This window comes from Rhizobium sp. FG96, from assembly GCF_057808655.1.
Genome location: NZ_JBMDIL010000001.1, coordinates 1 through 13,546 on the forward strand (window position 1 = coordinate 1; position 13,546 = coordinate 13,546).

The following is a 13,546-nucleotide window of genomic DNA, read 5'->3' on the forward strand; positions in this document are numbered from 1 at the left end:
CTAGGCCTTTCTTCCGAAGAGGAATTGCCATGTCCAGCCAGCCCTCACCCTTCGCAGAGACTCCGGAACCGCCTTATTACGTGGTGACCTTTTCGTCGCAGCGCACGGGCGAGGAAGGCGGCTATCTGGAAATGGGCGGCGCGATGGTGGAACTCGCGCAGCAGCAGCCGGGCTATCTCGGTTTCGAAAGCGCTCGGACCGCCAGCGGCTTCGGCATCATCAATTCCTACTGGAAGGACGAGGCGAGCATTCTCGCCTGGAAAGCGGTCGTCGACCATGTCGAGGCGCAGCGCCGCGGCCGGTCCGACTGGTATTCACGCTATGAAATTCGCGTCGCGCTGGTGCAGCGCGCCTACGGCTTCGACAAAACCGCCGCGACAAAGGGAGATTAACTTGGCCAATAAGACCATCGACCACGCCTTTACGGCTAAGAGCCTGACCTCCGCCGCCAGCGACCCGACATTTGCCGGCGCGCTCTCCTTCATGCGCCGCCGCTTCACCAAGGATCTGAAGGGCGTCGATGTCGCCGTATGGGGCGTGCCCTTCGATGCCGCGGTCTCCAATCGGCCGGGCACGCGGTTCGGGCCGCAGGCGATCCGCCGGGCATCGGCGATCTTCGACAACGATCCGCAATATCCATTCAACCGCGATCTCTTCGCCGATATGGCGGTCATCGATTACGGCGACTGCCTGCTCGACTACGGCAATCACCAGGAGACCCCCGCAGCGATCGAGCGTCAGGCGACCACGATCCTCGACAGCGGCGCCTTCATGCTGACGCTCGGCGGCGACCATTACGTCACCTGGCCGATCCTCAAGGCGCATGCCGCCAAGCACGGGCCGCTGGCGCTGGTGCAGTTCGACGCGCATCAGGATACCTGGCTCGACGACGCCGGGCGCATCGACCACGGCTCCTTCGTGGCGCGCGCCGTGCGTGACGGCATCATCGACCCGGACCGCTCGATCCAGATCGGCATCCGCACCCATGCGCCTGACGATTGCGGCATCCAGATCCTCTACGGCCATCAGGTCGAGGAGATGAGTGCGGGCGAGATCGCCTCGACGATCATCTCGCATACGAAGGGCGCACCGGCTTACCTGACCTTCGACATCGACTGCCTCGATCCGGCCTTTGCGCCGGGTACCGGCACGCCGGTCGCCGGCGGCCCGTCGAGCGCCAAGATCCTGTCGGTTCTGCAGCGGCTGCATCAGCTCGATATCCGGGGCGCCGACGTCGTCGAGGTCTCGCCGCCCTATGATCACGCCGACGTCACCGCCATTGCGGGGGCGACGGTCGCGATGTATATGCTGGGCCTTCACGCCGAAAGGCGCGCGGCCGCCAAGTGACGGCTGTTATCAAACTGATTCAACTTCATGGCAAACTGATTCCGAAAGAACCCGGAACCTATTGAAAGCGCAGGATTATCATGGCAGCGAAGATATTCATCGATGGCGAAGCTGGTACGACGGGTCTGCAGATCCGTGAGCGCCTGGCTGGCCGCCGCGATATCGAGCTGCTGTCGATCCCGGCCGAAAGCCGCAAGGACAAGGCCGTTCGCGCCGAGCTTCTGAACAAGGCCGACGTCGCGATCCTCTGCCTGCCTGACGATGCGGCCAAGGAAAGCGTCAGCCTGATCGAGAATGACACGACGAAGGTGATCGACGCCTCGACGGCGCATCGCGTCGCCGAAGGCTGGGCCTATGGCTTTGCCGAACTCAGCAAGGACCAGGCGGGTGTCATCGCCTCGGCCAAGCGCGTCGCCAATCCGGGCTGCTGGCCGCAGGGCCCCATTGCGACGCTGCGTCCGCTGATCGAAGGCGGCCTGCTGCCTGCCGATTTCCCGGTGACCGTCAACGGCATCTCGGGCTATAGCGGCGGCGGCCGGACGATGATCGAGGACTATGTCGCCAAGGGCGAGGATGCGCCTGAGTACATGCCCTACGGCCTTGGCTTCAAGCACAAGCACCTGCCGGAACTGCAGCACTATGCCAAGCTCGGCCGCGTGCCGTTCTTCCAGCCTGTCGTCGGGAATTTCGCGCAGGGCATGGTCGTCACCGTGCCGCTGCAGCTGTCGCATCTGCCGAAGGTGCCGACCGGTGCTGAAATCCATGCCGCGATCGCCGATTATTTCGCCGGCATCAAGGGCGTCGTCGAAGTCGCGCCGTTCGAGAGCACCGAGCGCACCCCCGATCTCAACCCCGAGATCTACAACGACACCAACCGCATGCGCCTGCACGTCTTCGCCAACGACGCGAACGCGCAGGCCCTGCTGGTCGCCGTCTACGACAATCTCGGCAAGGGTGCCTCGGGTGCCGCCGTCCAGAACATGGACCTGATGATCGGCGCCTAAGCGCCACGCCTGATTTCCGGTGGCTGCATCCATGCGGCCGCCGGCAGCCCACTTCCGCAGGCAATCATGTCCGCCTCCCTCTCCTTCGACAGTTTCTCGTCCTGGCTCGTGTCAGCGCTTCCCGATCACGGCGTCCCTGCCCTGATCGCCTTCGCTCTGATCGCCGGGCTTGCCCGCGGCTTCTCCGGGTTCGGGGCGGCGCTGATCTTCATTCCGCTTGGCGGCGCGATCGTCGGCCCGAAGCTGATCTCGCCGGTGCTGCTGGTCATCGATGGATTGGCGACGCTCGGGATGATCCCGGATGCCTGGCGCAATTCGAACCGGCGTGAGGTCTTCGTGATGATTGCGGGGGCGGCGCTCGGCGTTCCCGCAGGAACGGCAGTGCTGACGCTGATGGACCCGTTGCTGCTGCGCTGGATGATCTGTGCCGTGGCGATCTGCCTGCTGGCGCTCTTGGTTTCCGGCTGGCGCTACCACGGCGAGCCGTCTGCGCCGCTGAGCTCAGGCGTCGGTCTGCTGGCCGGGTTGTTCAGTGGAGCCGCCCAGCTCGGTGGACCGCCGGTGGTTGCCTATTGGCTCGGCGGCAAGAGCGACTTTCAGCGCGTGCGCGCCAACGTGATCTTCTACTTCTCGATCTCCACGATCTTCAGCACGATCAGCTATTATGTCGGCGGCCTCTTCGTTCAGGCCGTCTTCGCGCTGACGATCGTCATTCTCCCAGCCTATGCGGTCGGGCTCTACGGAGGCTCGAAGCTGTTCGGGCTGGCGAAGGAAAGTACCTTCCGCCTGATCTGCTATCTCCTGATCGGAGCCTCCGCGATATTCGGTCTGCCCGTCCTCGACGGCATCCTTCGTTAGGCGGGCTGGCGCAGCAGGCCCATCTTGACGCTGAGCTTCTCGCCCGGGCCATGCGCAAAAGCAAAGAGCAGGCCGGCCAGGAAGGTGAAGTGATCGACGAAGAAGCCGAACTCGGCCTGATTACCTTCCCAGCGGTTCGGACCGTGGAAAGCGAAAGCGAGGAAAATCACGTAGACGCCGGCAAGCAACGCCGCTTCGCTGAAGAAGGCGCCGGTGAGGAAGGCTACCGCCAGACCGACTTCGAAGAAGGCCGCCACCCAGGCGAGGAACAGCGGGAACGGAAATCCTGCGGCGGCGATGTAGCCCGCGGTTGCGCCCATATCCATGAACTTGAAGCTCGTCGCCATCAGGAACATCGCACCGAAGATCAGTCTTGCGGCGAGAATTGCTATTGTCTTTGCCATTGTCCTACCCTCTTTCGTGGCCGCAGCCATTGTGGAACCATGTCACAAGGACGGGTGGCAGGCAGCATTGCCGACAGGGGCGCGATATTTTTCTCACGGCATCAAAAAGCCGCGGCGCATGGCACCGCGGCTTGAAGAATTCGGGAATGTGTCGGCGCGTCAGCTGCGCTCGGCAATCACCGTCTGGCGGGTGAATTCGCCGTAGTAACCCCGCCAGTTGGCGACGGCGAAGCCGAAGACGACGAGTGCGCCGCCCTGATGCAGCAGGCCCCAGTGCAGCGGCACATGCAGCAGCAGCGTGGTGATGCCGATCGCCGCCTGGATGGTTACCAGCGCGAAGAGCACGACGGCGCGGCGGGCATGGGTGGTCTGCGGCGCGGCGCGCAGCGCCATGATCATGTTGATCAGCGTCAGCGCGAAGAGCGTGTAGGCGCCGATGCGGTGGATGAACTGCACGGTCTTCGGGTTCTCGAAGAAATTGATCCAGGCCGGCTGCTGGATCAGCAGGTCGCCGGGAACGACAGAGCCATCCATCAGCGGCCAGGTATTGTAGGTGAAACCTGCATCGAGACCGGCCACGAGCGCGCCGAGATAGATCTGGAACAGCGCGAAGATGGCGATGACGGCCGCCCAGGTCTTCGAGCTCGAGGCCGGCGCCGCTTCATTGGAATGCGGCGAGAGACCGCGCATGATCCACATGCAGGAGGCAAAGATCAGGCAGGCCATGACGAGGTGGGTCGCCAGGCGGTACTGACTGACATCCGTGCGCACGGCAAGGCCAGACGAGACCATCCACCAGCCGATGAAGCCCTGGAGGCCGCCGAGTGCCAGAATACCCGCCAGCGGCCAGCGCAGACGGCGCTCGACCTTGCCCGTGATCCAGAAATAGAGGAGCGGCAGCGCGAAGATGACACCGATGCCGCGGGCGATCAGGCGGTGAGCCCATTCCCACCAGAAGATGCCCTTGAACTGTTCGACCGTCATGTCGCTGTTTAACTGCTGAAACTCGGGAATGCGCTGATAGAGCTTGAATTCCTCCTCCCACTCGGCAGCGTTCAGCGGCGGAATGACGCCGTGGATCGGCTTCCATTCGGTGATCGACAGGCCCGAATTGGTGAGACGCGTCGCGCCGCCGACAAGCACCAGACAGAAGAGCGCGAGCAGCACGAAACCCAGCCAGATGCGAATGGCGCGGCGGTTGCGGTCCTGCTTGCGGACTTCGCCCCGGATTGCATGCTCGGTGGTGATATCTGCGACGGCCATGATTGCTCCTTGTTATCGGCAGTTGATTTGCCCTAGCGGCTCATGCAAAACAAGCCCCGAACCTTTGCGGCATGCCGTCGCGCTGGTTCCATCCTGCAATCCGGAAGCCAAGACTGATGCCCGTTCGCCTGCGCAAATTCATCGGCACGATCCTGATCATCATCCTCGTGCTCGGCTATGCGCTGATCGCGAACACGATCGCGGTGGCGACGCTCGGCGAAGCTCCCTGGTGGGGCCATCTCCTCTATTTCGCGCTGACCGGCCTCATCTGGATCCTGCCAGCGATGCTGATCATCAAGTGGATGGCAGGCCCGAAGCAGCAATAGGCATTAACAGGCAGATAACCCTGATCTGCGGAAAACCCGCCTGTTTGGCTTGCGTTTAAACCCTCTCTAGGCCTTGGCCGCTATATCTTCCGGCACGCAATCTTGACCGGAGATCTCCCGTGCGGACGCAGAAGCTCGATGCCGACCACCAGCCGCTTGACGATGCAGGCAAGGCCGATGCCGGTATTTCCCGGCTGAGATCGGTCGGCGCGCAGCTGGCGATCGCCGATCTCGGCATCACCGTTCATACAAAACTGGAGCCGCTGGAGAGCGACTGGCGGGCGCTTGAGAAAGATCCCCTCGCCTCGCTGCATCAGGGCTACGAGTGGTGCCGCTCCTGGGTGCGCGCCTATGACAGGCCGCTTGCCGTGCTCAAAGGCACCGCGCAGGGCAAGGCCGCCTTCATCCTGCCGATCGAGATCGAAAGCCGCCAGGGCGTGCGGATCGCCAAGTTCATCGGCGCCGATCACAGCAATATCAATACCGGCCTGTTCTCGGCCGCCTTCCTCGAAGGCGCAGGCGGTCTCGATGCCGATCGTTTCACGGCGATCCTGAGAGAGGCGCTGCATGGCAAGGCCGATCTGTTGCTGCTGCAGAACATGCCGCTGGAATGGCGCGGGCGGGAAAACCCGCTGAAGCTGCTGCCGATGGTGCAGAACCAGAACCACGCCTACCAGCTGCCGCTGCTCGAAAATTTCGAGGCGACGTTGAAACAGCTGAATGCCAAGAGCCGCCGCAAGAAATTCCGCGTGCAGTCCAAGCGGCTGGAGGCAATCGGCGGCTTCGACTATATCGACGGCGGCTCACCCGTCGAACAGCATGCGCTGCTCGACCTGTTCTTCAGGCAGAAGTCCGAGCGCTTCCGTTCGCTCGGTCTGCCCGACGTCTTTGCCGATGCCGCGACGAAGGCGTTCCTGCATGGGCTCATCGATATCCGCGACGGTAGCGACTATGGCCTGGAAATGCATGCGCTGCGGTTGAAGGGTGAATTCGACGGCAAGATTGCGGCCGTCTCGGGCATCTCGCGCAAGGGCGATCACGTCATCTGCCAGTTCGGTGCGATCGACGAGAACCTCGTTCCGGATGCCAGCCCCGGCGAATTCCTCTACTGGCAGATGATCTCCGGCCTGCAGAACAAGGGCGTCGCGCTCTTTGATTTCGGCCTTGGCGACCAGACCTACAAGCGCTCCTGGGCGCCCGTCGAGACCGACCATCATGACGTGGTTCTGCCGCTGTCGCTGAAGGGCCGGATTGCAGGGACGGCGCATCGCGCCATCACCCGCAGCAAGGCCTATATCAAGGCGCGGCCGGGCTTTTACAGAACAGCCCAGCGCCTGCGCGCCAAGATCGGCATCTGACCGCCTCAGGCGGCGTGGCGGGTAAGATCGGGCTCGGCGCTTTCGCCGCCCGACATCAGCACGACGCGCTGGTAACCGGCCTTTTCGAATTCGGTCATAGCGGTCACGAACTCGTCTTCCAGCACTTCCGGCATGGAGAGGATGATCTCGACATCCTTGCTGCGCGTCAGCCGCGACACGCCGGCGACATCGGCCGCGCCGCATTCGACGACGACGATATCGTAAGCCGACATCAGGGCATCGAGCAGCAGCGACAGACGGTCGGCGCCACGCATCGCCTTGCGGACATCGCTGGTGCCCTGCGGGATGAGATGCGCATCTGACGAGCGGTCGCCGTGGATCGTGTCGCCGAAGGCAGCTTCGCCGCAGAGCAGGTCGGTAACGCCTGGCGCTTCCAGGTCTTCGGCCATCATTGCCGTCGGATAGCCGGAGCCGGTCATGTCGACGAGGATGGCGCGCTGGCCGGAGGCGGCGAGCCTGCGGGCAAGCGCAACGGTGGCTGCGGAGCCGTCGTCACCAGTCGGTGAAATGGCGATTGCGAGCGGCGCACGGCTGCCGGTGAGATAATCGGCAACGGAGCCGATCGAGAATTCGTTCTCTTCGACAGCTTCGACGGCGACGGCGAGCTCTTCGGTTTCAGGTTCTTCTGCCGGGGCAGAGAGCATGCTGGGGGCCACGGCACGTTTCGTCTTTGCGGGAGCGGCAACGATAACCGTTTCCTCTTCCTCGATACGGGCAACCGGCAAGGCGGGACCAACAGGACGCAACGCGCGGCCGCTGAAGAGCTCGGCGAGCATGATGACGATCGAGGTGATGATCAGCGTTGCGAAGGCGGCGACGATGACGATCGGGACGACCTTCGGGAAATAGGGATCGACCGGCTGGATCGCCTTGGAGACGACGCGGGCATCGGCCGGGCTGGAATTGCTGTCGGCGCGCGATGCGGCTTCGCGGTAACGCACCAGATAGGTTTCGAGCAGCTGGCGCTGGGCATTGGCTTCGCGCTGCAGCGCGTTCAGGCCGACTTCGTCTTCCCCGGCCTTGGCGCTGTTCTGCTGCAAAGCGCCGGACTGGCGCTCGAGCTCGGTGGCGCGCAGATCGGCGACCTTGGACTCGTTCTCAATGCTGGTCAGGATCTTCTGCGTTTCGGCGCGGATCTGCGTCTTGATGTCGGCGAGCTGGGCGCGGAGACTGCGCAGGCGCGGATGGTTGTTGAGCAGCGAGGTGCTGAGATCGGAGATCTGCGACTGCAGTCCGGACTCGGTACCCTTCAGGCGCTGCATCGACTGCGAATTCATGATGTCGGGCAGCGTATCGGAGGCTTCGCCGGAGGACAGCGCGTTACGCACGGCCTGGGCGCGGGCTTCGGCATTGGCCTTCTCGCCGCGCACCCGGGTCAGTTCGGCGGAGATATCGTTCAGCTGCTGCGTCGGGAAGTTGCTGCCGCCATTGGTCGGCAGCAGGCCGTGCTGAGCGCGGTATTCGGCGACCTTCTGCTCGGCATCATTGACCTTCTGGCGCAGGCTTTCGATTTCAGGCTCGAGCCAGCGGGTGGCTTCGGAATTGGAGGCGAGCTTGGCGCCGCTCTGGGTAGCGAGATAGACCGATGCCATCGCATTCGGAATGCGGGCGGCGAGCTTCGGATCCTTGGAGGTGAAGTTGATGCCGATGACGCGCGAGCCCGGCACCTGGAAGACCTGCAGGCGCTCGGTGAAGGCATCGATGACGCGCTCTTCAGGCGGGTTTTCAGCCGGGTTCTTCTTCAGATGCAGGGCAACGAGGATATCCGTCAGCGCCGAGCCGTTGGCTGCCTCGTCGAATTCCGGGAGCTCGTAGAGCTTCTCGCTGTTGATGACCTTCTTGATCAGGTCGGCGGACTGCAGGAGCTGCACCTGGCTCGCAATATTCAGCTCGTCGAGCAACGGGCCTGCCGTGGCGTCGGATGTCTGGGTATTGGCGAAGGCCGGCGCGCGCTGCTCGATCAGCAGGCGCGTCTCGCCGCGATATTTCGGCGCGATCATCTTGGCGCCGGCGAAGGCAACCCCTGCCCCGATCAGCGTGATCGCAACGACCTTGAGCCGCCGTTCCCATACGGCACGGACAAGCTGGCCAAGATCGATGTCGACATCCTGATTTCCCGATACGCCGGACATACTCGTACTCCAAGAACAAAGGTGCCGCGAAGCGTAAACGACTATAGTAACCCAAGCGTTAATTGCCCCGCCCTCAAGTAAGAGGCGGGAGAATGCACCGGGGACAAAAAAAGCTGCGGATTTTTACCAGCCATTAACCCTAACGGATCGATAACGGCGGGGACCAATTTGTTTTCTGTGAGCCTGCACGGATGCCCCTCGCTACGCCAAAGATGTTTCTGGCCCTTGGCCTCGCCGCAATGACTGCGGTCCTGAGCGGCTGCAACACCTATAAGCCGGCGCCGAAGGCTTTCCAGCAGGCGACGATCCAGCCCTATACGCTGGATAGCGGCGACCGCCTGCGCATCACCGTCTTCGACCAGCCGAGCATGACGAACAGCTATACTGTCGATCAGGCCGGCTATATCGCATTCCCGCTTGTCGGCCAGGTCCCTGCCCGTGGCCGCACCCTGCAACAGCTTTCCGGCCAGCTGGCTGGCAAGCTGCGCCAGGGTTATCTTCGCGATCCCGATGTCACCATCGATGTCGATCGCTACCGCTCGATCTTCGTCATGGGCGAAGTCGGCCAGCCCGGTCAATACGCCTATGTTCCCGGCCTGACGGTTCAGAATGCCATCGCTGTTGCCGGCGGTTACACCTCGCGCGCCAATCAGGCCAGCGTCGACGTGACGCGCAAGATCAACGGTCAGGTCATCACCGGCCGCGTCAACATTTCTTCCGCCATCATCGCTGGCGACACGATCTATGTACGCGAACGGCTGTTCTGATCTGACATGACAGACGAACAACGGCCTCTCCGCATCATTCACTGCTTCAGGTCGCCGATCGGCGGAATCTTCCGCCATGTCCGCGATCTGGTCGAAGAGCACAGCAAGGCTGGACACGAGATCGGCATTCTCTGCGACAGCTCGACAGGTGGCGAGCACGAGGACCGGCTGTTCGACGATATCCGTCCCTATCTGTCGCTTGGGCTGACGCGCGTGCCAATCCGCCGCGCCCCTGGCCTCTCCGATATCCCGGTGATCTGGGATACATACAAGACAATCAAAAGTTTGCGGCCTGATGTGCTGCACGGACACGGCGCCAAAGGCGGTGTGCTCGCGCGGCTCGTTGGCTCAGCCCTGCGGGTGAACAGGTATCGCGTAGCCCGCCTCTATACTGCGCATGGCGGAAGCCTGCATTATTCCCGCACCTCGTTCCTCGGGCAGTTCGTGCTCAAGATGGAACGGCTGCAGGAATATCTGACCGATGCCCTCGTCTTCATCTGCGAATACGAGCGCGACACCTATGCCAAGAAGGTCGGCAAGCCGAAAACCAAGACGCGGCTGATCTATAACGGCATCGGGGAACGGGACTTCCAGGTCATTCCCACCCGATCCGATGCGGTCCATTTCATCTATATCGGCATGCTTCGGGACCTTAAGGGTCCCGATCTTTTTGTGGATGCCTTCGCCAAGACCGAGCGGCTGGCCGGGCGCCCCCTCTCCGCGCTGATGATCGGCGACGGGCCGGACCGCGACAAGTACCGCGACATGATGGTCGAGCGCGGCCTCGGCAAGCGCATCAGCATGTTGCCGGCAATGCGCGTGCAGGAGGCGTTCACGATGTCGCAGAATGTTGTCGTGCCCTCGCGTGCCGAGGCCATGCCCTATATTGTCCTCGAGGCGCTGGGCGCCGGCAAGACCGTGATCGCCAGCCGCGTCGGCGGCATTCCGGAAGCGCTCGGCAAGGAGAGCGCAGCACTCGTGACGCCCGGTGACGCGACCGACCTTGCGCGGGTCATGGCCGAGGCGCTTGCCAAGCCCGAATGGGGCCATCAGACGATGCCCTCGACCGAGGCCGTCAAGGCGGTGTTTTCAGCACCGGTGATGGCGAAAGATGTGCTGAAACTATACTACGAGCTCATCGGCCAGACGCCGACATCTTCAAATATATAAGATCCTGTAAACCTTTCTTAGGGGCTTCCTGCTATGCCGTTTGTATCAACGAGCGGCGGAAGCCTCATGAACAAGGCAGAAAAGAGCGGTCAGTTCGACGTCGAAACGCTGCGCAAGCAGGTCTCGGACATCCATGCGCGTGGCGATACGGCCGAGAAGGCGGATGAGGCAGGGTCGATCAACCCCTACGCCCTGCAGATCGCCGAACAGTTTCGCGAAGGCACGCATTCGCCCGCCATCATCATCGGCCAATTCCGGCTTTTCGAATTCGCCTCGCAATTCGTCATCGGCCTCCTCGCCTTCCTGATCTGGCCGGGAGACGGCAGCACCGAGACCTTCGCCTCGCGCGTCGCGCTCGCCTTCTTCATCGCAGCCTTCGCCGTCGTCAGCCTGCAGATCAGCGATACCTATTCGATCCCGGCGTTGCGCTCGCGCGTGCGGCTCTTGCCGCGGATCTTCCTCTCCTGGGCAGCCGCCTTCCTGCTGACGGAAATGGTCTTTGCGCTGTTCAACGAGACCTCCTGGGCGAAGATCAACCTGCATCTTGCCTGGTTCTCGGTCGCAGGCCTGTTCCTCATCGGCATCCGCTTCCTCGTCGCCTACGGCATCCGCAACTGGGCGCGCAACGGCGTCATGGAGCGGCGCGCCGTCATCGTCGGCGGCGGCGATCCGGCCAAGGATCTGATCCGCCTGCTCGAATTGCAGCCCGACAACGACATCCGCATCTGCGGCATCTTCGACGATCGCGGCGAGAAGCGCTCGCCGATCATGGTCGCCGGCTATCCGAAGCTCGGCACCGTTGCCGAACTCGTCGAGTTCGTCCGCCTGACACGCATCGACATGCTGATCATCGCCCTGCCGCTCAGCGCCGAAGCCCGCATTCTGCAACTTCTGAAGAAGCTCTGGGTGCTGCCGGTCGATATCCGCCTTGCCGCCCATGCCAACCGCCTGCGGTTCCGCCCGCGCGCCTATTCGCATGTCGGCACCGTGCCGATGCTCGACATCTTCAAGAAGCCGATCCAGGACTGGGATTCGGTCGCCAAGCGCGGCTTCGACATCTTCTTCGCGACACTCGCCCTGCTCCTGCTCTGGCCGGTGATGATCGCAACGGCTGTTGCCATCAAGCTGACCTCGAAAGGCCCGGTCTTCTTCATGCAGAAGCGCCACGGCTTCAACAACGAAATCATCAACGTCTTCAAGTTCCGCTCGATGTACACGAACATGAGCGACCCGAGCGCGAAGGCTGCGGTGACCAAGGGCGACCCGCGCGTCACCCCCTTCGGCCGCTTCATCCGCAAATCCTCGATCGACGAGCTGCCGCAGCTCTTCAACGTGCTGCGCGGCGAGCTGTCGCTGGTCGGCCCACGTCCGCATGCCGTTGCAGCCCAGGCCCATAACCGGGCCTTTGGCGATGTCGTCGAGGGCTATTTCGCCCGCCACCGCGTCAAGCCGGGTGTCACCGGCTGGGCGCAGATCAACGGCTGGCGCGGCGAAGTCGACAATGACGACAAGATCAAGTTCCGCACGGCCTACGATCTTTATTACATCGAGAACTGGTCGCTCTGGTTCGACCTGAAGATCCTGTTCCTGACGCCGATCCGGCTGCTCAACACGGAAAACGCGTATTGAGCGCGATCGAGGCGACATATCCGCGCGTTGCCGACCCGCAGCGCGTGACGCTGCGCATCATCGGCTCGGCTCTGGTCGCCTTCGGCGTCTTCCTCTCCGGCTTCGTCATCGACGAGCCGGCGCCCTACGAGCTCTGGATGGCCGGGTTGACCGGCATCTGGTTCATCCTCGGGCTGCGCATCTCCCGCTATAGCGGCATCCTGCTGGCACTGCTGATCACCTTCAATGTCGGCGGCATGCTGTCGCTGACGCAGATGAAGGACATGACGGGCGGGCCGATGTATATCGCCGTCTCGACCTTCCTGGCGCTGACATCGGTCTTCTATGCCGCGATCATCGAGGACAATGCCAAGCGCCTCGTGCTGATCTTCAATGCCTGGGTGTTTGCCGCCGTCATCACCTCGCTGCTCGGCATCCTCGGTTATTTCCACGCCTTCCCCGGCTCGGAAGTCTTCACGCTCTACGACCGCGCCAAGGGCGCCTTCCAGGATCCGAACGTCTTCGGTCCGTTCCTCGTCGCCCCCTCGCTCTACCTCGTGCACGGCATGCTGACGCGCAGCCTGCTGAGCTCGCCAGTCCGCGCCCTTGCGCTGCTCATCCTGGCGCTCGGCGTGTTCTTGTCCTTCTCGCGTGCCGCCTGGGGCCTGTTCCTGCTGACCATCGTCATCCTCATCTTCGTCATGCTGCTGAAAGAGCGCACCGGCGCCTTCCGGCTGAAGATCCTGATGATGTCGATGGCGGCGGTGATCCTGATGGTCGCCGCGCTCGTCATCGCACTTCAGATCCCGCAGGTTGCCGATCTCTTCAGCACCCGCGCCCAGCTCGTGCAGCAATATGACGGCGAATATCTCGGCCGTTTCGACCGCCACCGCATCGGCTTCCAGATGATGATGGAGCGGCCGCTCGGGATCGGCCCGATGGTGTTCGGCACGATCTTCCCCGAGGACGAGCACAATATCTGGCTGAAATGCCTGACGACCTACGGCTGGCTCGGCTTCGTCACCTATGTCTCGATGCTGATCTGGACCATCTATCTCGGTTTCAAGAACCTGCTCAAGGACCGCCCCTGGCAGCCCTTCCTGATGATCGCCTGGATCTGCGTCATCGGCCATGCGACGATCGGCAACGTCATCGATATCGACCACTGGCGCCACGTCTATCTGCTGTTCGGCATCGTCTGGGGCTGCGCCGCACTCGAGCACCGCCACCAGCTCGCCGAGATGCGCAAAACCCACGTCAGCGCCACTTGAGAAGCGGCCCGTCCGCG

At 62.8% G+C, this 13,546-nt stretch carries 13 protein-coding genes; 10 read left to right on the forward strand and 3 right to left on the reverse strand.

From position 1 onward, the window contains the following. Positions 1-29: 29 nt before the first annotated feature. The 4 genes from ACODR6_RS00005 (at position 30) to ACODR6_RS00020 (ending at position 3,209) form a co-directional block, all read left to right on the forward strand. On the forward strand, positions 30-392 hold the full coding sequence (locus ACODR6_RS00005) for an antibiotic biosynthesis monooxygenase family protein (protein ID WP_112718722.1): 363 nt from the start codon (positions 30-32) through the stop codon (positions 390-392). A 1-nt stretch (position 393) separates the two neighbouring features. Next, positions 394-1,347, forward strand: a complete 954-nt coding sequence (gene speB, locus ACODR6_RS00010) for an agmatinase (protein ID WP_130282670.1) — start codon at positions 394-396, stop codon at positions 1,345-1,347. Between the two features lie 80 nt (positions 1,348-1,427). After that, positions 1,428-2,351 carry an N-acetyl-gamma-glutamyl-phosphate reductase gene (argC, locus tag ACODR6_RS00015; protein ID WP_203429112.1) on the forward strand — a complete coding sequence of 308 codons (924 nt, stop codon included), beginning with the start codon at positions 1,428-1,430 and terminating at the stop codon, positions 2,349-2,351. A gap of 66 nt (positions 2,352-2,417) precedes the next feature. Beyond that, positions 2,418-3,209 (forward strand): sulfite exporter TauE/SafE family protein, encoded by a 792-nt coding sequence (locus ACODR6_RS00020; protein WP_203429113.1) that lies wholly within the window; start codon positions 2,418-2,420, stop codon positions 3,207-3,209. Here ACODR6_RS00020 and ACODR6_RS00025 read toward each other — a convergent pair. Both ACODR6_RS00025 and ACODR6_RS00030 read right to left on the reverse strand, forming a co-directional pair. After that, positions 3,206-3,613 (reverse strand): DoxX family protein, encoded by a 408-nt coding sequence (locus tag ACODR6_RS00025; RefSeq protein ID WP_203429114.1) that lies wholly within the window; start codon positions 3,611-3,613, stop codon positions 3,206-3,208. The genes ACODR6_RS00020 and ACODR6_RS00025 overlap by 4 nt on opposite strands. 159 nt (positions 3,614-3,772) lie before the next feature. Continuing rightward, positions 3,773-4,876 (reverse strand): COX15/CtaA family protein, encoded by a 1,104-nt coding sequence (locus tag ACODR6_RS00030; protein WP_489019899.1) that lies wholly within the window; start codon positions 4,874-4,876, stop codon positions 3,773-3,775. Positions 4,877-4,992: 116 nt separating this feature from the next. Between ACODR6_RS00030 and ACODR6_RS00035 the strand changes: the two genes are divergently transcribed. Together ACODR6_RS00035 and ACODR6_RS00040 are read left to right on the forward strand one after the other, a co-directional pair. Next, entirely contained in the window at positions 4,993-5,202 is a 210-nt protein-coding gene (locus ACODR6_RS00035) for a DUF2842 domain-containing protein (RefSeq protein WP_112718728.1), read from the forward strand. Positions 5,203-5,321: 119 nt separating this feature from the next. Further along, the gene (locus ACODR6_RS00040) at positions 5,322-6,560 is read left to right on the forward strand and encodes a GNAT family N-acetyltransferase (RefSeq protein ID WP_489019902.1); all 1,239 of its coding nucleotides are present in this window, start codon (positions 5,322-5,324) and stop codon (positions 6,558-6,560) included. A 5-nt stretch (positions 6,561-6,565) separates the two neighbouring features. On the opposite strand, the gene ACODR6_RS00045 is transcribed toward ACODR6_RS00040, so the two are convergent. Next, on the reverse strand, positions 6,566-8,713 hold the full coding sequence (locus ACODR6_RS00045) for a GumC family protein (protein ID WP_489019904.1): 2,148 nt from the start codon (positions 8,711-8,713) through the stop codon (positions 6,566-6,568). 191 nt (positions 8,714-8,904) lie between these two features. Here ACODR6_RS00045 and ACODR6_RS00050 point away from each other — a divergent pair, with 191 nt between their 5' ends. From ACODR6_RS00050 to ACODR6_RS00065, 4 genes are all read left to right on the forward strand, one after another. Beyond that, positions 8,905-9,480 carry a polysaccharide biosynthesis/export family protein gene (locus ACODR6_RS00050; RefSeq protein WP_112718731.1) on the forward strand — a complete coding sequence of 192 codons (576 nt, stop codon included), beginning with the start codon at positions 8,905-8,907 and terminating at the stop codon, positions 9,478-9,480. 6 nt (positions 9,481-9,486) lie between these two features. Then, positions 9,487-10,650 carry a glycosyltransferase family 4 protein gene (locus ACODR6_RS00055; protein ID WP_489019906.1) on the forward strand — a complete coding sequence of 388 codons (1,164 nt, stop codon included), beginning with the start codon at positions 9,487-9,489 and terminating at the stop codon, positions 10,648-10,650. A gap of 66 nt (positions 10,651-10,716) precedes the next feature. Continuing rightward, positions 10,717-12,279, forward strand: a complete 1,563-nt coding sequence (locus ACODR6_RS00060) for an undecaprenyl-phosphate glucose phosphotransferase (protein ID WP_489019908.1) — start codon at positions 10,717-10,719, stop codon at positions 12,277-12,279. Continuing rightward, complete coding sequence (locus ACODR6_RS00065; protein ID WP_489019910.1) at positions 12,276-13,529, forward strand: O-antigen ligase family protein; 1,254 nt, start codon at positions 12,276-12,278, stop codon at positions 13,527-13,529. Before ACODR6_RS00060 ends, ACODR6_RS00065 begins: the two co-directional genes overlap by 4 nt. The last annotated feature ends 17 nt before the right edge of the window (positions 13,530-13,546 follow it).

Excerpts from the sequence above, each read along its gene's own strand:
- ACODR6_RS00005 (WP_112718722.1), top strand. The coding sequence starts at position 30 with ATGTCCAGCCAGCCCTCACCCTTCGCAGAGACTCCGGAACCGCCTTAT.
- argC (WP_203429112.1), top strand. The coding sequence starts at position 1,428 with ATGGCAGCGAAGATATTCATCGATGGCGAAGCTGGTACGACGGGTCTG.
- ACODR6_RS00020 (WP_203429113.1), top strand. The coding sequence starts at position 2,418 with ATGTCCGCCTCCCTCTCCTTCGACAGTTTCTCGTCCTGGCTCGTGTCA.
- ACODR6_RS00025 (WP_203429114.1), bottom strand. The coding sequence starts at position 3,613 with ATGGCAAAGACAATAGCAATTCTCGCCGCAAGACTGATCTTCGGTGCG.
- ACODR6_RS00030 (WP_489019899.1), bottom strand. The coding sequence starts at position 4,876 with ATGGCCGTCGCAGATATCACCACCGAGCATGCAATCCGGGGCGAAGTC.
- ACODR6_RS00035 (WP_112718728.1), top strand. The coding sequence starts at position 4,993 with ATGCCCGTTCGCCTGCGCAAATTCATCGGCACGATCCTGATCATCATC.
- ACODR6_RS00045 (WP_489019904.1), bottom strand. The coding sequence starts at position 8,713 with ATGTCCGGCGTATCGGGAAATCAGGATGTCGACATCGATCTTGGCCAG.
- ACODR6_RS00050 (WP_112718731.1), top strand. The coding sequence starts at position 8,905 with ATGCCCCTCGCTACGCCAAAGATGTTTCTGGCCCTTGGCCTCGCCGCA.
- ACODR6_RS00055 (WP_489019906.1), top strand. The coding sequence starts at position 9,487 with ATGACAGACGAACAACGGCCTCTCCGCATCATTCACTGCTTCAGGTCG.
- ACODR6_RS00060 (WP_489019908.1), top strand. The coding sequence starts at position 10,717 with ATGAACAAGGCAGAAAAGAGCGGTCAGTTCGACGTCGAAACGCTGCGC.